Origin of the sequence: Streptomyces sp. NBC_00663 (assembly GCF_036226885.1) — a bacterium.
GTDB lineage: Bacteria > Actinomycetota > Actinomycetes > Streptomycetales > Streptomycetaceae > Streptomyces.
This window is the reverse complement of record NZ_CP109027.1, coordinates 462170-480657: the sequence shown is the minus strand read 5'-3', so window position 1 is coordinate 480657 and position 18488 is coordinate 462170. Positions and strand designations below refer to the sequence as shown.

At 70.0% G+C, this 18488-nt stretch carries 20 protein-coding genes and 2 pseudogenes; 11 read left to right on the top strand and 11 right to left on the bottom strand.

Annotated elements, in window-relative coordinates; all coding sequences use genetic code 11:
* Nucleotides 1–119 precede the first annotated feature (119 nt).
* Together OG866_RS02325 and OG866_RS02320 are read left to right on the top strand one after the other, a co-directional pair.
* Entirely contained in the window at nt 120–1046 is a 927-nt protein-coding gene (locus OG866_RS02325; RefSeq protein ID WP_329331578.1) for a phytoene/squalene synthase family protein, read from the top strand.
* 330 nt (nt 1047–1376) lie between these two features.
* On the top strand, nt 1377–1580 hold the full coding sequence (locus OG866_RS02320; RefSeq protein ID WP_059190954.1) for a cold-shock protein: 204 nt from the start codon (nt 1377–1379) through the stop codon (nt 1578–1580).
* Between the two features lie 165 nt (nt 1581–1745).
* On the opposite strand, the gene OG866_RS02315 is transcribed toward OG866_RS02320, so the two are convergent.
* Both OG866_RS02315 and OG866_RS02310 read right to left on the bottom strand, forming a co-directional pair.
* Nucleotides 1746–2663 (bottom strand): NAD-dependent protein deacetylase, encoded by a 918-nt coding sequence (locus tag OG866_RS02315; protein WP_329331576.1) that lies wholly within the window; start codon nt 2661–2663, stop codon nt 1746–1748.
* Nucleotides 2664–2693: 30 nt separating this feature from the next.
* Nucleotides 2694–3107: a cation:dicarboxylate symporter family transporter gene (locus OG866_RS02310; protein ID WP_329331574.1), complete on the bottom strand. Its 414-nt coding sequence runs from the start codon at nt 3105–3107 to the stop codon at nt 2694–2696.
* A gap of 542 nt (nt 3108–3649) precedes the next feature.
* On the opposite strand from OG866_RS02310, the gene OG866_RS02305 reads away from it, so the two are divergent.
* The gene (locus OG866_RS02305; RefSeq protein ID WP_329331573.1) at nt 3650–4483 is read left to right on the top strand and encodes a PIG-L family deacetylase; all 834 of its coding nucleotides are present in this window, start codon (nt 3650–3652) and stop codon (nt 4481–4483) included.
* Nucleotides 4484–4567: 84 nt separating this feature from the next.
* Here the strand turns inward: OG866_RS02305 and OG866_RS02300 are convergent.
* Nucleotides 4568–5290 (bottom strand): annotated as a pseudogene (locus tag OG866_RS02300) (aldehyde dehydrogenase family protein); the annotation flags it as partial.
* Between the two features lie 25 nt (nt 5291–5315).
* A pseudogene (locus OG866_RS45205) lies at nt 5316–5591 on the bottom strand (hypothetical protein); the annotation flags it as partial.
* Nucleotides 5592–6142: 551 nt separating this feature from the next.
* Between OG866_RS45205 and OG866_RS02295 the strand changes: the two are divergent.
* Nucleotides 6143–7099 carry an amidohydrolase family protein gene (locus tag OG866_RS02295; protein ID WP_329331572.1) on the top strand — a complete coding sequence of 319 codons (957 nt, stop codon included), beginning with the start codon at nt 6143–6145 and terminating at the stop codon, nt 7097–7099.
* 15 nt (nt 7100–7114) lie between these two features.
* On the opposite strand, the gene OG866_RS02290 is transcribed toward OG866_RS02295, so the two are convergent.
* Together OG866_RS02290 and OG866_RS02285 are read right to left on the bottom strand one after the other, a co-directional pair.
* Nucleotides 7115–8236, bottom strand: coding sequence for an NAD(P)/FAD-dependent oxidoreductase (locus OG866_RS02290; protein ID WP_329331571.1), 1122 nt, complete (start codon nt 8234–8236; stop codon nt 7115–7117).
* A gap of 147 nt (nt 8237–8383) precedes the next feature.
* Entirely contained in the window at nt 8384–9319 is a 936-nt protein-coding gene (locus OG866_RS02285; RefSeq protein WP_329331570.1) for a LysR family transcriptional regulator, read from the bottom strand.
* 139 nt (nt 9320–9458) lie between these two features.
* Here OG866_RS02285 and OG866_RS02280 point away from each other — a divergent pair, with 139 nt between their 5' ends.
* Entirely contained in the window at nt 9459–10751 is a 1293-nt protein-coding gene (locus OG866_RS02280) for an MFS transporter (protein ID WP_329331569.1), read from the top strand.
* A 9-nt stretch (nt 10752–10760) separates the two neighbouring features.
* Here OG866_RS02280 and OG866_RS02275 read toward each other — a convergent pair whose 3' ends face one another.
* Nucleotides 10761–11528, bottom strand: a complete 768-nt coding sequence (locus tag OG866_RS02275) for a phosphotransferase enzyme family protein (RefSeq protein WP_329343884.1) — start codon at nt 11526–11528, stop codon at nt 10761–10763.
* A gap of 163 nt (nt 11529–11691) precedes the next feature.
* Between OG866_RS02275 and OG866_RS02270 the strand changes: the two genes are divergently transcribed.
* Complete coding sequence (locus OG866_RS02270) at nt 11692–12204, top strand: NUDIX domain-containing protein (protein WP_329331568.1); 513 nt, start codon at nt 11692–11694, stop codon at nt 12202–12204.
* Nucleotides 12205–12223: 19 nt separating this feature from the next.
* On the opposite strand, the gene OG866_RS02265 is transcribed toward OG866_RS02270, so the two are convergent.
* The gene (locus OG866_RS02265; RefSeq protein WP_329331567.1) at nt 12224–12361 is read right to left on the bottom strand and encodes a hypothetical protein; all 138 of its coding nucleotides are present in this window, start codon (nt 12359–12361) and stop codon (nt 12224–12226) included.
* Nucleotides 12362–12627: 266 nt separating this feature from the next.
* On the opposite strand from OG866_RS02265, the gene OG866_RS02260 reads away from it, so the two are divergent.
* Both OG866_RS02260 and OG866_RS02255 read left to right on the top strand, forming a co-directional pair.
* The gene (locus tag OG866_RS02260) at nt 12628–13419 is read left to right on the top strand and encodes a hypothetical protein (protein ID WP_329331566.1); all 792 of its coding nucleotides are present in this window, start codon (nt 12628–12630) and stop codon (nt 13417–13419) included.
* 86 nt (nt 13420–13505) lie between these two features.
* Nucleotides 13506–14174 carry a Type 1 glutamine amidotransferase-like domain-containing protein gene (locus tag OG866_RS02255; protein WP_329331565.1) on the top strand — a complete coding sequence of 223 codons (669 nt, stop codon included), beginning with the start codon at nt 13506–13508 and terminating at the stop codon, nt 14172–14174.
* A 30-nt stretch (nt 14175–14204) separates the two neighbouring features.
* On the opposite strand, the gene OG866_RS02250 is transcribed toward OG866_RS02255, so the two are convergent.
* The 3 genes from OG866_RS02250 to OG866_RS02240 all read right to left on the bottom strand — a co-directional run bounded on the left by OG866_RS02250 (nt 14205) and on the right by OG866_RS02240 (nt 15949).
* Entirely contained in the window at nt 14205–14828 is a 624-nt protein-coding gene (locus OG866_RS02250; protein WP_329331564.1) for a histidine phosphatase family protein, read from the bottom strand.
* Between the two features lie 72 nt (nt 14829–14900).
* Nucleotides 14901–15566, bottom strand: coding sequence for a TetR/AcrR family transcriptional regulator (locus OG866_RS02245; RefSeq protein ID WP_329331562.1), 666 nt, complete (start codon nt 15564–15566; stop codon nt 14901–14903).
* Between the two features lie 32 nt (nt 15567–15598).
* Nucleotides 15599–15949, bottom strand: coding sequence for a VOC family protein (locus OG866_RS02240; protein WP_329331561.1), 351 nt, complete (start codon nt 15947–15949; stop codon nt 15599–15601).
* Nucleotides 15950–16352: 403 nt separating this feature from the next.
* Here OG866_RS02240 and OG866_RS02235 point away from each other — a divergent pair, with 403 nt between their 5' ends.
* The 3 genes from OG866_RS02235 to OG866_RS02225 are packed head-to-tail and all read left to right on the top strand — an operon-like array spanning nt 16353 to nt 18371.
* On the top strand, nt 16353–16625 hold the full coding sequence (locus OG866_RS02235; protein WP_329331560.1) for a hypothetical protein: 273 nt from the start codon (nt 16353–16355) through the stop codon (nt 16623–16625).
* A 26-nt stretch (nt 16626–16651) separates the two neighbouring features.
* Entirely contained in the window at nt 16652–16903 is a 252-nt protein-coding gene (locus OG866_RS02230) for a hypothetical protein (protein ID WP_329331559.1), read from the top strand.
* Nucleotides 16881–18371, top strand: coding sequence for an ATP-binding protein (locus tag OG866_RS02225; protein ID WP_329331558.1), 1491 nt, complete (start codon nt 16881–16883; stop codon nt 18369–18371). Before OG866_RS02230 ends, OG866_RS02225 begins: the two co-directional genes overlap by 23 nt.
* Nucleotides 18372–18488 lie beyond the last annotated feature (117 nt).

Genomic DNA, 18488 nt, shown 5'->3' with positions numbered 1-18488 from the left:
CGGGGCCGCCCCAGTGGACCGGATCCCGCGGACGCCCCGTCACACCGACTTCGCCCGGTGCGTCCGCACGACCACGGACCCGGTCCGGTCGGCAACAGCGCACAGATCCGAGGAGAGCAGTGCCCCGCTGGTCCGCCGCCCTGACCCGGGCCGGCATCACCGACCCCCACCTGCGGCGCTCCTACGACGCCCAGCGAACGCTCGTACGGCGCAACCGTCGCGAGGAGTACCTGGCGACCAGGTTGCTGCTCCCCGCCCGGATCCACCCGGCTGTCATCGCCGCCGTCGCCTTCATGGACGAGACCGACCGGCGCATCGACTCCGGCGACATCCCCACGCGCCAGGACACGCTGCGTTCCTGGGACCGGCAGGTGACGGCAGCGCTGGCCGGCGGATCCACCGAGAACGAAACCCTCCGGGCCCTCGCCGACACGACACGGCGTCATCCGGTCCTGGGGGAGCGGGTGCGTGACTTCCTGGACGGAGCGCCGGTCGAGGCCACCTGGTCCGGGTTCGCGACCGAGGCGGACTTCCAGGACTACGTCGACCACTACTCCCTGCCCGCCCTGATGCTGACGGCCTCACTGATCGGGCCGGCGCCGGACGCCGAGCGGCATGCGCCGTTCCTGCGCGGATGCCGTCGACTCATCGAGGCGATGCAACGGACCGACTTCCTGGCCGACCTCGCCGAGGACGTGGGCCAAGGCCGTGTCGGCATCCCCAAGGACGAACTGGACCGACATGGTCTCGACTACGACAGCCTGCGCGAAAGGCCACAGGAGTGCGCACCGGCAGTCGAACGTCTCGTCGACGCCCAGGCCGAGCGCGCAGGTACGGTGCTCGCCCGATGCCGGCGCCTGCCGGAACACGTCGACCCGGAGTACCGGCCCTTCCTGAACGCCCTGATCTCGGTCCAGGGGCTCCGGCTCGAGGCCGTGCGGCGCAACAGCGGCTCCCTGCTTCAGCGCGGAGCGAGCCCGGCGCCTTCCGCCGCCCTGCGGGTCCTGTGGCGGGGATACCGCGCGGCCAGGGGCCGACGGCAGTGACGCGGTACGGGTGCGTGAAGCGGGCGGGGGGCCGGGGCGACTTGTCCTTGTCCACAGCGGGCACGTCGGCCCCGTCGTGGGTCGAGGGGAGCGTCTCCGACGGCGTGGCCGCGGACCTGGGGTCCCGGGGTCCCAACCGGCGCGATGCGGTACATAGTTGTCGCTCTCTGGAGATGATCGGCTTCGCCGTGTAGCGTCTGCTTCAGCTGTCGTGGTTCGCAGTACCTGCCCGCGCCTTGGCGTGGGCGCTTTGCTGTGCAGTGCCGGACCAGGGCGATCACCTCCAGGGCCGCGCGGTGCGGTTCCTGACATCGACTGAGAGGCATCAGCATGGCCAGCGGAACCGTGAAGTGGTTCAACTCCGAGAAGGGCTTCGGCTTCATCGCCCAGGACGGCGGCGGTCCGGACGTCTTCGCGCACTACTCCAACATCAACGCCTCCGGCTTCCGTGAGCTTCAGGAGGGCCAGGCGGTCACCTTCGACATCACCCAGGGCCAGAAGGGCCCGCAGGCGGAGAACATCACCCCCGCCTGATCCCGGCCCGGTACCCGGGCTTCGGGGGCCAGTCGAACCCACGTACGCCGCCGCGGTGTGTCGAGCACCGCGGCGGCGTGCAGGCGGTTCCGGAACGGCCTCCAGCGGCCGAGGCGTCCCATGGACAGGCGGCCCCGGCGGCACTCGAAGAAGGCGTGGGCCTGCTCAGGCCTCCCCGGCTCGTTCCGCGGTCGGCTCCGTGCCGACGGTCAGGTTCAGGGCGTCGGCCACGGTGGTCAGCGCTGCTCCCAACGGCAGCGCGACGCGGGTGAGGGCGTGCGGGTCGCCCCGGGTGGGGTCCCGGTTGACGATGATCACGGGTTTGCCGGCCTGGGAGGCCTGGCGGACGAACCGTAGACCGGACATCACGGTCAGGGAAGAGCCCAGCACCAGAAGCGATCTCGCGTCGCGGACCAGCCGGCGGCACTGCTCGACCCTCGTCGAGGGCACTGTCTCACCGAAGAACACCACGTCCGGCTTGAGGACGCCGTCGCAGCTCAGGCAGGGCAGCACCTGGAAGTCGCCCACCTGTGCGTCGGTGAGGTCGGCGTCACCGTCGGGGTTGATTCCGGCGGCCGTCGGTGCGAAGCCCGCGTTGGCCTCCTCCAGCCGCAGGGCCAGCGCCCGGCGCGAGCTGACAGCACCGCAGGACAGGCAGACGACCCGGCCCAGGCTGCCGTGCAACTCGACGACATCCGCGCTGCCCGCGGCCTGGTGCAGCCCGTCCACGTTCTGGGTGATCACCCCCGAGAGCAGGCCGTGCCGCTCGAAGGCCGCCACCGCCCGGTGCCCGGCGTTGGGGCGGGCCCGACCGAAGGTGCGCCAGCCGAGGTGACTGCGTGCCCAGTAACGACGGCGGGCCTGGGCGCCGGCGGTGAAGTCCTGGTAGGTCATCGGCGTGTGCCGGCCAAGGCTCCCGCCCTCGCCCCGGTAGTCGGGGATGCCCGACTCCGTGGAGATGCCCGCCCCGCTGAGCACCAGCACACCGCCGGCGCTCAGGGCATCCACGACCGGGCCCAGATCCGTGGTGGCCGGCGGCAGATCCTCGGCAGGGGTCCAGCTCAGGGTGGGACGCATGCGCATGCCGCAAGGGTACGAAATCCCGGAGACCGGTCACGCAGGGCCGGTGCACGTGCATGTGCACGTGCACGTACCGGACACGGAAAAGCACGTACGCAGGATCGCCGCGGCACGCCGCAAAGCGCCCGCGACGACCCCGTACGACTCGACCTGTCGTCCCCAAGTCCCTAACCCTGGTGGCTCACAGGGCTGATCCGCGACGCCGGCGATGCCGGCGATGCCGCCGATGATCGTCAGGAAGACGATCGGTCCGATCAGCATCTTCATCGCGGTGATGAACGTCGTGCCGATCGGCTCCATGTCGGTGGCCAGATCCGGCCACCGCCAGCCCAGCACGATGCCGATCACGATCGCCACCAGCACCTGGACGTACAACTGCCGGTACCACGGCTCGGCCGCGATACGCGCGGCCTGCTCGGCTCGTCCGTTGCCCGGGGTATGCGTCATTGCAGCCTCCCTGATCGCGCGCCACCGAGCCCGATCGGTCCGCGCCAGCTTTGGGCCACAGTGAACCCGGGCCGGGCGCGGGGGGTCCACGACCAAAAATCGATGCCCCGTATAGGCGTGTCCTATCGATGCGGCTGCGGGCCGAAACGGTGGACCGGACGAGGAGCGATGGGTGATGGGCGAGGGGCGGCGGCCCGACCCGCAGTCCCGACGTCGGCAGCCCCCCCCCCGAGTCGGCGGTCCTCGGGATGTCTCGGCGCTCGCCGCCGATGAGCGCCGCCGATGAGCGCCGTCGATCAGTGTCGCCGGTTCGACGGGACCCCTCAGGAGCTGCTTGCACCTGCGCATGAAACAAGCCAAGGGGCCGCGTCGGGAACACCAGGTCCGACCGGGAAGGTTGCATCGAGCGAGGGACCGGCGCCGCATGGGTGGGGAACAGGGGACCGTAAGGTCATCCGCCCCACCAGTAGCCGATCCTCGAGGTCGCGGTGTATCCGCCGTGCTCTGTGGACCAAGACGTATTTTCGCTGGAGGACTTCGTCATGACTGACCGCCCTTTGACTCTCATGGCCGTGCACGCCCACCCCGACGACGAGGCCACCGGCACGGGAGGGGTCCTCGCGCGGTACGCGGCGGAAGGCATCCGCACGGTTCTCGTGACCTGTACCGACGGCGCTTGCGGGGACGGGCCGGGGGGTGTGAAGCCGGGCGATCCCGGGCACGATCCGGCGGCTGTCGCCTTGATGCGCCGGCAGGAACTCGAGGCCAGCTGTGACGTCCTGAAGGTCAGCGACCTGGAGATGCTGGACTACGCCGACTCCGGAATGATGGGCTGGCCCGGCAACGACGCCCCCGGATCCTTCTGGCAGACCCCTGTGCAGGAAGGCGCGGCGCGGCTCGCGGAACTCATGCGGCACTACCAGCCCGACGTGGTCGTCACCTATGACGAGAACGGCTTCTACGGCCACCCCGACCACATCCAGGCCCACCGCATCACGATGGCGGCGCTGGAGATGACCGAACTGTCACCGAAGGTGTACTGGACGACGGCGCCCCGCTCGATGATGCAGCGGTTCGGCGAGGTCATGCGCGAGTTCCATGAGGACATGCCGGAGCCGGACCCGGCCGAGGCCGCCGCGCTGGCCGAGATCGGTCTCCCCGACGACGAGATCACCACGTGGGTGGACACGACAGGCTTCAGCGGCCAGAAGTTCGACGCCCTGGCCGCGCACGCCAGCCAGGGCGAGAACATCTTCTTCCTCAAGATGGGCAAGGAGCGGTTCGGCGAGCTGATGGGCATCGAGACCTTCGTACGCGTCCAGGACACCACCGACGCGCCCGTACCCGAGAACGATCTCTTCGCCGGCCTGCGTTGATCCGCGTGGTTCGAGCGGTGTTGAGCGTCCTCGGGGTTGGACGCGTTGCCCGCCGCTCGAACCCCGCAGGCGATGCGCCCGCGCTCAGGCGGAGTTGATGACGACGCACTTCACCTGGGTCCAGTCCTCCAGGTAGTCGGGCCCCATGGAGCGGCCGAAGCCGCTGTGCCTGTAGCCGCCGAAGGGCGCGCCGATCGCGCCGTTGGGGCCGCCGTCGCCGAGGGTGTTGACGGCGACCTGCCCGGCCTGGACCCGGCGGGCCGGCCGTATCGTGCGGCCGACGTCCTGGGTCCAGACGGTGGCGGTGAGACCGTAGCGGGTGCCGTTGGCGCGGGCGACAGCCTCCTCCTCGTCCTCGTAGGTGACGACGGAGAGCACGGGGCCGAAGATCTCCTCCTGGGCGACGCGCATGTCCGGCGTGACCCGGACGAAGAGGGTCGGCTCCACGAAGTAGCCGTTGTCGTAGGGAGCGCCGGTCAACTTCCCGCCCCCGACGACCACTTCGGCGCCCTCCGCACGGCCGATGGCCAGGTGGTCCAGCACCCGCCTCTCCTGCCGGGCGCTGATGAGAGGGCCCATGGCGACGGGCTGGTCCCACATCCCGACCCTTACGGCGCGGAAGGCGTCGGCGAGTTCGGCCACGAGCCGGTCGTGCTGGGAGGAGTGGACCAGGACGCGGGAGCCGGCCGCGCAGACCTGGCCGCTGTTCATGACGATGCTGCGCACGATCGCCGGTACGGCCTTGGCCAGGTCCGCGTCCGGCAGCACGATCTGCGGGGACTTGCCGCCCAACTCCAGCTGAAGGGGTACGAGGGTTGCGGGCGCAGGCCTCCATGACGGCGGTGCCGGTGGCGGGGGAGCCGGTGAAGCTCATCTTGCGGATGCCGGGGTGGGCGGGGAGGGCGGCGCCGGCCTCGTTACCAGACTGGTGAGGACGAACGTCAGGACCGAGACCCCGAACACGACCGGGATCGCGCCGAGCCGCCAGCGGAAGAGGATCCGGTGCATGGCACCTCAGTCGTGCGCTCCCCTCACGCGAAAACAAGGGACCTCTGGCCGGCGGGGAGACACTCAGACTGTGACAGCTGGCAGGGTTCGCGCCCTTCACTACGCGGTCAACTGGGTTGATCAACACCCTGCGACCTGGCTGGAAGACGGCTTCCCCACACGAGGTAGGCGGATGGGCCCTGTCGCTCAGCGAAACACGGCTTGACGCAGTGATCGCGCCGCCGCCCAGCGGCTCAATGTGTCCTCCAGCTACTTCGAGAGGGCCAGACAGTGGGGCGCGAGAAGCGCCCAGAGGAAGGTCTCTCGCGACTCGCAGGCCCTGACCGTGCAGGAAAACCTGGACGTAAATGACTGGTCTGCCTCGTGACGGGCTTCGGGGAAGGGGTCGTGTCTTCGCACGTCCTGTGCCGACAGCAACTCAGAACAGGCACGTGACGCGTCCTGGGACCGGATGACCGAGCTGAACAAGGTGGTCTTCTCGGCAACCTTGCAGACGGCCTCATGGCGGTTCAACCGACCGGAACTCGCATCGCGGCGCACCGCCTGCGTCGCCGGACTTGCTGTCCGTGGGACCGACTCGTGATGGATCACTCACGCGTCCGGGCGCAAGGGGCTGGACCCACCCCCTCGCCGCAGGCGATCGTGGGTGACGTGAACGATCACCCCACGGCGCCCGTCGGCCACGCCCATCCGCCAGGCGCGACGAGTGACGCCGACGCCGCCTTGGCTCTGGAGACGGAAGCCGGTGAGGTCCGCCGTTTCTGGGAGGGGCTCGGGCTTCCCGGACTCGTCGATGTCCACACCCACTTCATGCCCGAGCGTGTCCTGCGCAAGGTGTGGGCCTATTTCGACGCGCTGGGGCCGCTGACCGGCGGGCTGGAGTGGCCGATCACCTACCGGCAGCAGGAGGCGGAACGGGCGGCTGTGCTGCGCGAGTTCGGTGTGCGGGCGTTCACCTCGATGCTCTACCCGCACAAACCCGGTATGGCCCGCTGGCTGAACGACTGGGCGGCCGAATTCGCCCGCCGGACCCCGGACTGTCTGCACACCGCCACCCTCTACCCCGAGCCGGGTGTCGAGACCTATGTGCGCGAGGCTGTCGAAGCGGGTGCGCGCGTGTTCAAGGCGCACGTACAAGTAGGGGCCTACGACCCGGCCGACGAACTCCTCCAGCCGGCCTGGGGGTTGCTGGCAGAGGCCCGCGTCCCCGTGGTCATCCACTGCGGCTCGGGCCCCGCGCCCGGCAAGCACACCGGCCCGGAGCCGATCGCGCGGGTGCTGGCCCGACACCCGCAACTACGGCTGATCATCGCGCATATGGGAATGCCCGAGTACGAGGACTTCCTCGGCCTCGCCGAGCGGTACACCCAGGTGCGGCTGGACACCACCATGGCGTTCACCGACTTCTGCGAGGGGTTCATGCCCTTCCCGCGCCAGGCCCTGCCCCGGCTCGGCGAGCTCGGTGACCGCATTCTGTTCGGCTCCGACTTCCCCAACATCCCTTACCCGTACCTGCATCAGCTCCAGGCTCTGGAGCGGTTGGGCCTGGGGGAGGAGTGGCTGCGGGCCGTGTGCCACGACAACGCCACAGCCCTCTTCGGACTCTGAAGGGCGCCCGGGCTGTCACGGGTGGAACCGCTCCGGGCGGAAGTCGGTCAGCATGGCATCTCGCTTCCCGGTGAGGATCTCTGCGGCGAGCAGTCGGCCGATGATCGGCCCGAGCGTGATGCCGCTGTGGGAGACGGCCTCGTAGTAGCCCGGTACGGACGGCACCGCTCCTACCGAGGGGAATCCGTCGGCTGGGATGGGCCGGTTGGCCACCCGTGCCTGTGTGATGCGGGAGTTGGCGAGTTCGGGAACGACCTGCCGCGCCATGTCGTGGAGCAACCGTGCGAGTTCGGCCGGATCTTCGCCCGTGTCGATGAGCGCGTCGACCTCACGGCTGTGGAGGACCACCGAACCGTCTCCGTCAGGTCGGATCTCGATCCGAGGCGCATGCATGGCCCGGTGGACCGGGACCCGGGCACAGCCGATCCGAGCGACGATGCCGGGTTCCCGACGCATCGGCAAGTGGCGAGCGACGAGCCCGGCGACATGGGAGGCGCTGGGGCCCGCCGCGTTCACGACGATGTCGACGTCGAGGCTGCTCCCATCGGACAGCGCGACTGTCCGGACGCCTCCGTCGGCGCCGGTGCGGATGTCACGGACGGCGGTGTCGAAGCGGTGCTCGGCGCCTGCCGCGACGGCCTGCCCGACGAGACGGCCGACGAGTCGGCGTCCGTGCACCCAGGCCTCGTCGGGGTAGACCACGACGGGGACCTCGTCGGGGATCGTGACAGCGGGTTCGAGGCGGCGGCGCGCCTCGGCGCCCGTACACACCTTGACCCCGTAGTCCCAGCCGGCCAGCAGTTCGGCGGTTTCCAGGAGCTTCGTCTGCGCTGCGGGATCGCCTGCCCAGCGCAGATGGCCGCTGGGATACCACCACGCGTCCGGCCCGATGTCCTCGGCAAGCGCACGGTGCGCTGCCATGCCCGCGACGTTCAGGTCGAAGTAGGACCTGCGCACGGTCTTGTTGCTGGCGTTGACCCACGAGAACGACCAGTTGGTGACCCCTTCGCCCGGCCGGCCCGCGTCGACGAAGACCACCTCGGCACCCTGCCGGGACAGGTTCCAGCCGACGGCGGTTCCGAGAATGCCCACTCCGATGACTGCGACCCGCCCAGGCCGCTTCACGGACGTCCTCATGCGCCCTCCGCTGATCGGTGGCCGAACAATCAACCATCCGATGCGGGCCAACGGCAATGGGTTTTCCGCCGACCACGAGCTGACCGCCTGCGTCGGGCGGGCCGAGCGGGTGGCGCGGGCGCCGAGTGGGCGGAGCGGGCGGGGCGGTCAGCGTGGAGTCACCCAGTCCGGCACCCAGGTCCCGTCGGCGCCGTGGCCGGGTGTCGTGGCGGCGAGGTGGGCTCGGAGGGTAGCCAGCGCAGGGTGCGGGTTGTCGCGGTGCCAGAGCAGCGAGTGCGGGTAGACGGGGGCCGGGTCGGTCACCGGGATGCGCCGCAGCCCGTGGTCGGCGGGCCAGATGAGACGGGTGTGCTCGCCCATGAAGGTCGCCAGGGCCGGGGTGTCGGCGATGGTGTCGAGGAGCGCGTCGGAGCCGAAGTTGGGCCCGGTCACCTCGATGGTGAGACCGAACTCGGCGACGAGGTCGTCGTAGTAGGCGCCCCACTCGGTTCCGGGGGCGATGCCGGGCATCCAGATGCGGTGCCCGGTGAGCTGGTCGAGGGTCACCGACCGGGCGCCCGCCAGTGCGTGGGCGGGGCCGGTGAGGAGTTGGAGCGGTTCGTCGAGCACGCGGACGGACTCGATGTCCTCGGGGAGAGGCCGGCCGGGCGCGGCGACGGCCCGGAAGGACGCGTCGATCGTGCCGGAGCGGATGGCGGCGACAGCGGTCTCGATGTCGAACAGCATCACCACGTCGAGGTCGATGTCGGGGTGTGCGCGATGGAAGCCGCGCATCAGGTGGGACTGCGCGCTGCGCGAGGCGATCACATCGACGCGCAGCGGACGGCGGCCGGGGCGCACGGAGGCGCCCGCACGCTCGGCGACGCGCAGCAGCTCGCGTGCGTGGGGGAGGAACGCCTGACCGTCGATGGTGAGCTCGGCACCGCGCGCGGCCCGGGTGAACAACCGCACGCCGAGGGTGCGCTCCAGCGTGGCGACGCGTTTGGAGACGGCCTGCTGGGTGATCGACAGATCGTCGGCGGCCTTCTGGAACTGGCCCGCTTCGGCGACGGCGACGAAGGTGCGTACTGCTTCGAGATCCACGCCGAGCCACCTTAGTGAACAACCAATGGTTGTGGAGCTCCAGCCGGTCGGTTGTTTGACCTGCCACTGTCCTGCCCGCTTGTCTCTCTTCGGTCAACGTGGGTTTGTCCGGGCGGGGCCCGAGGGGAGTGCGCTGAGCATGGTGGGCAGGAGACGGTTGGGCCGGCCGTTCGGCTGGCTGTGGGCGTCGTACGCGGTGAGCGCGTACGGGTCCGGGCTGGGGTTCGGTGCGTTGCCGCTGATCGCCGTGCTGGTGCTGCATGCCGGACCCGCCGAGGTGTCCGCACTCTCCGCGGTGGGGCCCGCGGTGGGTGCGCTGATCGCGGTGCCGCTCGCGCCGTGGGTGGAGTTCCGGCGCAAACGCCCAGTCATGATCATGATGGATCTGGCCCGGTGCGCGGCCATGGCGACGATCCCCCTTGCCTACGCCTTCGGATGGCTCGGTTTCGTCCAACTGCTCGTGGTCTCGACCGTGGTCGCCGCGGCCAAGATCGCGTTCAACGCGGCCAGTGGTGCCTACCTCAAGGTCCTTGTACGGCCGGACGACCTGCTCGTCGCCAACGCGCGGTTCGAGTCCACGAACTGGAGCTCGATCGCGGTGGGGCCACCGCTGGGAGGGGCGGCGATCGGCCTGTTCGGGCCGGTCACCACCGTGGTGGCCGACGCGATCAGCTACCTGCTCTCCGCTCTCGGTATCACCGCGATCGGCGGCCAGGAGGAGGCACCGCACGCGACCGGCAAGAGCCGGGCGCGGGCGGGCGGACTGCTCGACGGCTGGCGACACATCATGGGCCACCCCGGTCTGCGGCCGCTCTACCTCAACCAAATGCTCGTCTCCGGTCTGATCATGGCGACCGAGCCGCTGCTGGCCGTGCTCCTGCTTCGCCAACTCGGGTTCCCGCCCTGGCAGTACGCCCTCGCCTTCGCCGCCCCCTGCCTGGGCGGCCTGATCGGCTCCCGGCTGGCCCGCCGTGTCGTGGCCCGGTTCGGCCGGCACTGGGTCTTCCGCGCCGTGGGCACCCTGCGTGCGATCTGGCTCATCGGCCTGGCCTTGGTCCGTCCCGGCATCGTCGGTCTCATCACCGTGATGGCCGTCGAGCTGGCGATCATCGTCAACATGAGCCTGTACGGCCCGGTGCTCGCCACCTACCGGCTGGAGCACACCCCCCAGCATCTCGTCGCCCGCACCCTGTCGGCCTGGTCGATCGGACAGCAGGCATCCATCGCCGTCCTCACCGCACTCACCGGGCTGCTCGCCGACGCCACGAGTCCGCGTACCGCTCTCACGGTCGTGGGACTGCTCATCCTGACCACACCGCTCCTGCTGCCCCGACAGGACCCGACGCCGAGGCACGAGCCGACTGTCCCGCAGCCGATGCAGCCGATGCAGCCGGTGCAGCCGCTGAAGCCGCGCCGTTTCAAGGAGAACTGAGCCGTCCTGTCAGCTCGACAGGGCCGCCGTGAACACGTCACGGTGGGTCCCCAGCCACTCCTGGATGCGGTCCCAACGCTGCCAACCACCGCGTTCGGACAGCGCCTTGGTGTAGACGGGGTCACCCTCGGCCACTCGATCGGCGACGAAGGCCCGGCAGGCCGCGGTGGCCTGTTCGACGACGCCGGGCAGTTCGGCGCGCTCCTGCGGGGAGAGGCCGTATCCGTCGGCGAGGATGCGCAGGCGTGTCGGGGCATCCAGCCCCGCGGGATGCAGATATGCCGCGGACGTGGGATCGAGCATGGGAACCCAGTAGCGCGCGGTCATGGCGACGTCCCAGACCGCTCGGCCGGGGGCCGCCAGGTCGAAATCGATCAGGGCCGCGGCTCGGCCGTCGCGGAAGACGACGTTCTCCGGGCACACATCGTTGTGGCAGAGCATCGTTCCTCCCTCCGGATCGGCCAGGGACCGGGGCCACTCGGCGCATGCGTCGACCGCGATGGCCGCACTCGCGTCGTGCAGGCGCCGCAGCAGACTGCCCACCGATCTCAACGCGGTCTCCGTCATCGCCCAGTGCGGAAACGGCGGAAGAGCGACGTCGCCGGGGATGAAGGTCAGCTGCTCACGGCCGTCTGCGGTCAGCCGGATCGGCCTCGGCGCCGCGTCGAACCCGTGCTCCGCGAGTGCGAGGAGATGAGCGTGGAGGGCCCGTGCGGTGCGCGGCGCCGGGCGTTCCACCACGGCACCGTGACGGAAGACCGCGCCCACGTTCACCATGCCGCCGACCAGGGCTTCGCCCTCCGTGGTCTCGCGCTCAGCCGTCACGCCGATCACGCTACCGCCGGGTCGGCGGCGGTGGGGGACGGTTCCGAAGTGCGCCCCCGGCCCGACCGTTGGGCAATTCGGTCGTGTGTCAGTGGTGTCTGGGACCGTGCGGGTCGTGGATGAACTCGTGGAACGTGTCGACGCTCAGGACCAGGTGCTGGGAGTGGTGAGCCGGAGGCAGGCCGTGCGGGAGGGGTGGCTGCACCGGGTTGGCGTGGTGGTCTGCCGCGATGGGCGAGGCCGCTTTCTCGTCCACCGGCGGGCCGAGCAGCTGTCCCGTTATCCCGGGCATTACGAACTGGGTGTCGGGGGCGCTGCGGGAGTCGGCGAGTCCTATGAGCGGGCGGCTGCGCGCGAGCTCAGTGAGGAGCTGGGGGTGCAGGCGACCGTGTGCTTTCGGTTCAGGTTCCTCAACCGGGTGGGGCTCAGCCCGCATTGGCTCGGTGTGTGCGATGCCGTGCTCGCGGAGGCCCTCGCCCGCGACCCGGGCGAGGTGGCCTGGCACGGGTGGCTGACCGAGTCCGAGCTGCTGCGAGCTCTGCGGCAGTGGACCTTCACTCCCGACAGTCAGGAGATTTTCGATCGGTATCTTGCCTGTCGCGCTGCCCCGGAGTCCTTGGAGGAATGAAGCCGCTGGTACTTCCGAGTCAGTGCGCACGGCCGCGGGTGCGGGAAACCCCGGCGGGCTGGAGGGTGCGGATGGTGACGTGCACACCGTCATCGACCAGGCCCTGGGCGTGGTCGTCGCCCGCGCCGGTGTACGTCCCGTCGTCGACTGGCCGCATCGCCGATCGCTGCCGGGCCAGGTCCGCGACGCGCTGAACGCGGCGGCAGGCCACAGAGCCGTGCGGACGGCCCCAGGCGGTGCGATGCGCTGACCGCGGTCCCGCTCGCCGGGCCACCTTCTCGCCCCCATGCGGGTACGGGCCTGAACTACCTGGTGCGGAGGCTTCACAGGCTCCCGCTAAGCTCCCTGCGAGCGACAGCCCGGGCATATGACCAGGGCTTCTTGTGCGGGTGTGCCCGGAAGTGGCCCCCGGGGGTGGGGTGGATGATGCGTGGTTCTGCGGCCAGAAGACGGGTCGTTGCGGCGGTGGGTGTGGCGGCGGTGCTGGCACTGGTGGACGCGTGCGGCACGGCCGGCGGGGGCGGCGCCGGGGGAGGTGCGAAGCCCGGGTCCGGCGTGTCCACGGGTACGGCATCGCAGCAGGCCTCCGGTGCACCGGCTTCCGCGGGCGGGAAGGGGCTCGATCAGAAGGCCCTCGACCGTCTGGCGCTGAGCGCGCCGGACGTGCCCGGCTACGGCGTCACCACGGTCTCGGGCAAGGGCAGCCCGGTGGACCACGACAGTCTGACGACCTACCGTGCCGTCACGCCCGCGCAATGCCGGCCCGTCTACGCGGCCGCACAACTGGGCAGCCTGCACGACTTCACGGCCCAGGTCGCCCAGGACGTGGTGTCCGACTCCGACAGCATGGGGCAGCACGCGAGTGTGAGCCTGGCCTCCTACACACGTGCCGACGCGGGCACGGTGATGACCGAACTGCGGGCGGCGCTCGGCAAGTGCACCACCGCCGACATGCGTCCGTCGGACGCGCTTCCCGGCGCCGGGCTGGGGTACTCCGGTGCGCGGCCCCGCTCGGTTTCCGGTTACGGGGACGAGGCCCTGGCTTTCGACGCCAGCCAGGTTGTCGTCGACGGCGGCGCGGGGCCCGAGATCCCCGTCACCGTCCTGGTCGTTCGCCAGGGTTCCACCATCGCCACCTTCCTGTCCCTGAACCCCATCCAGCCGCCGGCCATCCCCCAGGACGTCCTCGACGCACAGCTGAAGAAGCTGGCCTGAACCCTGTCCGGGTGGGTGGGTCCCGGAGCCGCCGACCGCGGCCCGGGTTCGTTGCGCCGGTCCGTGGCTCGTGCTTGGCTCGCCCGATGAACCTTCTGCTGACGGCCAGTGGCCTGCGCAATGAGACCGAGCGGGACGCGCTGCGGGACATGGTGGGCAGGCCGTTCGGATCGGCGAACGTCGTCTACGTTTCCACGGCGTCGGTCGCCCAACCCGGAGACCACGGGTGGTTCCTCGCCGACATGCACCGGCTGCACGGCCTGGGCTGGCGGGAGTTCGACGTCCTGGAACTGAACGGCCTGCCCCGCCGGATGGTGCTCGACCGGCTGCTCAACGCCGACGTCATCTACGTCGGCGGCGGCAACCAGTACCACCTCGCGCGCAGCATCACCGGCAACGGCCTGGCCGACAGCTTCCGGGAGGCGCTGGAGAGCCGGGTCTATGTGGGATTCAGCGCCGGATCGATGATCTTCAGCCGTCATCTCACCGCACACTCCGCCGACGTCATCGGGGACACCACGGACCTCCACGTGCTCGGCGCGACGACCGTGGAGCCGCCGTTCGGGCTCTTCGACTGGTATCTCAAGCCCCACCTGTACTCGCCGAACTTCCCCGAGCGGGACGACGCCTGGGCCGATCGCATCGTCGCGCGGGCCGACTTTCCGATCTACTTCCTCGACGACGAGACGGCCGTGCGGGTCAGGGACGGCGAGGTGGACGTCATCTCTGAGGGGCGATGGCGGTTCCATTCCTGACCGGAGGCCGGGCGGGAAGGTCTGGCCGGTTCAAATGTGCTGCTGGGCGGGGAAGCCCGTCCAGCGCAGCTCGCTCGGCAGGTGCCGCATGTCGTTGCTGACGAGGAGGGAGGCGGGGCGACCGGGCGCGTAGCGGATGACGGTGAGGGCCGCGTTGCCGTGGTTGAGGCCGAGCCAACGCCACTTCGGTGCGTGCATGGCGTCCCGGACGAGCCAGGCGACCAGGAAGTTGTGGGTGACGACCAGTTCGTGCCGGTCCTCTTCGTCCGGCACCGCCCCGGTGAACAGATCGAGAGCCTGGCGGGCCAGCGCGGGTCCGTGCTTTCGCTCCTCCTCGCCGGCTCCGGCGAGGAAGCGGAGATAGAAGTCCGCCGATTCCGCCGGTAGTTCCTCCTTCTCCGGTAGGTACGGCACGTAGTCGCCGGCGACCTCCGATACGTGCAGAGGGACGCCCTTCAGCTGGCCGGCGATGAGGCGTGCGGTCTGTTCGGCCCGCGGCAGAGGACCGTGGTGGACGGCTGTGAAGGGGATGCCGCGGAGACGTCGGCCGAGGAGTGTGGCTTGCCGTCGGCCGCCCTCGGTCAACCCGCTCTCGTCCGGCAGTGCCTCACCGTGCCGGACGAGATAGAGGTAACGGGTGGCTGCGCCGGTCATCGAGAGCTCCTCCGCGCCCATGGGTGATCTTTTCCTCCATGGACGCCGGTCCCTGAGTGCCGGTTCCCTCCGTCAGAGTGCCGCTCCCTTGAGCAACGCCTTGTCCGTGCCGGCACCCGTGTGCCCCACGGTTCCGAGGGCGAGCAGTACGTGTCTGCGGGCGACCTCCTCCGCGGTGAGCGGGCCCTCGGCCCGGTACCAGTTGGCCACGCCCTGGCACATGATCAGCACCCCGCGCACCGCGTCCGCCGGGATCGGCGTGGTGAACACCCCTTGCGCGGCTCCCGAGTTCACCGTGTCCAGCAGCATGTGCTCCAGATAGTCGCGCAGCGCCACGTACCGGGCCCGGTTGCCGGGGTCCAGGCTGCGTATCTCCGTGTCCAGGAACGCCAGCCCCTTGCGGTGGGCCATGTAGAGCACGATCGACTCCACCATGCCGCAGAAGCGCGGCACCGGATCGTCGCCCGCCTCGGCCGCGGCGGCCCGGCAGCGGTCGAGCACGTCCGTCATGGACGTCTCCAGCAGCGTCGCGAGAAGGGCCTGCTTGTTCTCGTAGTGGTAGTAGAGCGCGGGGACCGTCACTCCCACCCGGCCCGCGATGTCACGCACCGAAGTGCCGTGATAGCCGTGCTCGTTGAACGCCTCCATGGCATGCAACAGGATCGGGTGCAGGCTGAGCGGGTCGTAATGACGCCAGTGCTGCGCGGCGTGGGGCTCCTGCTTCGCCTCTGTGCTCAACGGTGCTCCTCCGATGTGTCGCCGCTGCGGGATCACAGGTCGTGGGCGACGGGGTGCAGCGGTTCGTAGAGCGGAAGTTCGGCGCCGCTGGGGAGCCGGATCGCCGTCAGCCGGCCCCAGCGCTGTTCGCTGACGGGGCGGGTGATCTCGATGCCCTTGGCGCGGAACTCGGCGAGCTGAGCATCGAGGTCGTCGCACATCAGAGAGACTTCGTGCCGGGGTGGGCCATCGGTGGGGTGTACGGCGACCTCGGCCGGAGGCAGCTTGAAGATGAGCCACCCGCCGCCCGCGTCGACGCCGGGAAAACCGAGGATGTCACGGATGAACGCACGGTCCTGCTCGGCGTCCTGGCTGTAGACGATGACATGCGCACCGCTGATCATGGCCTGCTCCTGCCCATCGACATGCGGGGGTGGTGTCCCGGCATCGTGGCACGCAAGATCCACAAGATCCTCGCTCACCCGCCGTGCCGGCGTCCCTGCTCCGCCTTACAGGCGACCCGCGGGTTCCTGACCGTTTCCTGGGCGGTGGCCAGGTGGTCACCGGGCGGACGTCCCGAGTGCCCCGGAACCGGGGTCAAGGACCCGCGGATACTGCACAATCTGTCATCGTGACGCAACGCAGCGAAGGCGAACGGTGGGGATGGGCACGCTCCGGATACCGGCATGGACGCACCGGGTCCATCGGCCGGGTGGAAGAGCTGGCCATGGTGCGGGCGGCGGTCGAGAACGCCCGCGTCATCACGCTCACCGGGCCGGGCGGGGTGGGCAAGACGGCAAGACGCGGGTGGCCCTTCAGGCCGGCCAGGAGCTGCATGCCGGGTGGTTCCCCGACGGCGTCAGCACCGCCGAGCTGAGCGGACTGCGGGACGCGGAGTTCCTGCCGGACACGGTGGCGTCCGCGGTCGGCGTGCCCGAAGCGGCCGGACTGGAGCCGATCGACCAGCTCATCGAGTACTTCTCCGACAAGCGCGCACTCCTGGTCCTGGACACGTGTGAGCACCTGGTCGACGCGATGGCGGTGTTGCCGACATCCTCGTCGGCAGCACCGCCGATCTGACCCTGCTCCTGACCAGCCGTCAACCCGTGGCGCCGACCGGGGAGTTCGTGCTGCCGATCGGCCCCATGCCGCTGCCCGACGCCACCTCCGACGAGACGAACAACGACACGCTGAAGCTCTTCACGGCCCGCGCGCGGGCCGCCCGTCCGTCCTTCGAGCTGTGCGACGACAATCGCGCCGAGGTTCTCGCCCTGTGCCGGCGTCTGGAGGGCATACCCCCTGGCCATCGAGCTGGCCGCGGCACGCCTGCGCGCCATGCCGCAGGAACAGATCCTTGAACGCCTGGACCTGCGTTTCGAGATCCTGGCGGGGGCGCGCTCGGTGCAGGCGCGCCATCAGACGCTTCGTGCGGCCATCGCCTGGAGCCATGACCTGTGCAGCCCCGCCGAACGGGCACTGTGGGCGCGCCTGTCGGTGTTCGCCGGCGGGTTCACCCAGACCGCGGTCGAGGACGTCTGCCACGGGGGTGCCCTCGACGGGTTCGACATCATGGACCTGCTGGTCTCGCTCGTGGACAGGTCCGTGGTGCAGTCCCTGGACGGCCCGGGACAACAGCGCTACCGAATGCTGGACACGATCCGGGAGTTCGGCGCCGAAAACCTCAAGGCGAGTGGGGAGAACGAGACTTACGCACGGCGCCATCAGGAGTTCTTCCTGCGCCTGGCGGTACAGGCGGGCCAGGAATGGTTCGAAGACCAGCAGATGGCGTGGGGCGAACGGCTCGCCGCCGACCTGGACAACTTCCGTCTCGCCATGGCCTTCGCCACCGCCCACCCCGGCGACGAGGCCGCACTGCGCATCGTCAACGGCCTCGCCGGGCTGTGGCTGTGGCTGTGCAAGAGCCGGCTCACCGAGGCCCGACGGTGGGTCGACAAAGCACTCATCGCCGAGCCGCGTCCGACCCCCGAGCACGGTCTCGCGCTGTGGCACGGCGCCTACTACGGAATGGTGCAGTTCGACCCGTCGGCCCGCGAACTGGTGCGCCGGTGCGGGGAAGTCGCCGAGTTGCTGGACGACGATTTCCTGAGGGGGCGCGCCGCGGCCGCCAAGCCCATCGAGCTCTCCGCGTGGGGCCGTAACGTCCCTAGCGCTATGGCGGCCTACGACCATGCCCGCACACTGCTTCAGGCGAACCACGACTTCTCCGCACTGGCGGAAGTCGAGCTGGGACTGCGGGAGTTGACCCACATTCCACATGAACGATGGCGGCGGAACCGTCTGCTGATCATGAAGGTGTTGTGCCTGTGGGCATCCGGTGACCTGGACGCCGCCCGCGACCTGGGCCGAACCGTGCTGCGCTCGGCACTGGAACAGGGCGAGACCATGAGCGTCGCCGTCACGGTGGAGTATCTGTCCTGGGTGGCGTACAGCAAGGGCGAACACGAACTGTCCACGGCACTGCTGGGAGGCGCCGGAGCCCTGTGGCGCCAGGTCGGCAGGCTGCTGTGGGGCGAGCCAGGGCTGAACGGCCTGCACAAGGCCACCGAGAACGACCTGATGCACGCCCTCGGGGCCGAACACTTCACCCACCTCTACACCCACGGCACCGCCCTGCCCGCGCAGGACCTGGCCGAACTGGCCGTCGGGGGCGCCCGACTCCCGCAGGTGCGCGCTCCCCGCGCCACGCACGGCCGACACCCACGTCGAGCACATCCTCGCCAAGCTGGGTTTCACCTCACGCAGCCAGATCGCGGCCGTCATCACCGAGACCGCAAAGACGTCCCCTCTCTCCCCCAACTCCCCTGACGGCGAGCCCGTCTCCCATTGACACCGAGGCAGGGCGGGCGCACCCTCGGTCCGTCCTTCGCCCCGGAAGGTTCTGTCCGCATCGTTGGGCCGCGTCCGCAACCGTTTCGGGGCCGG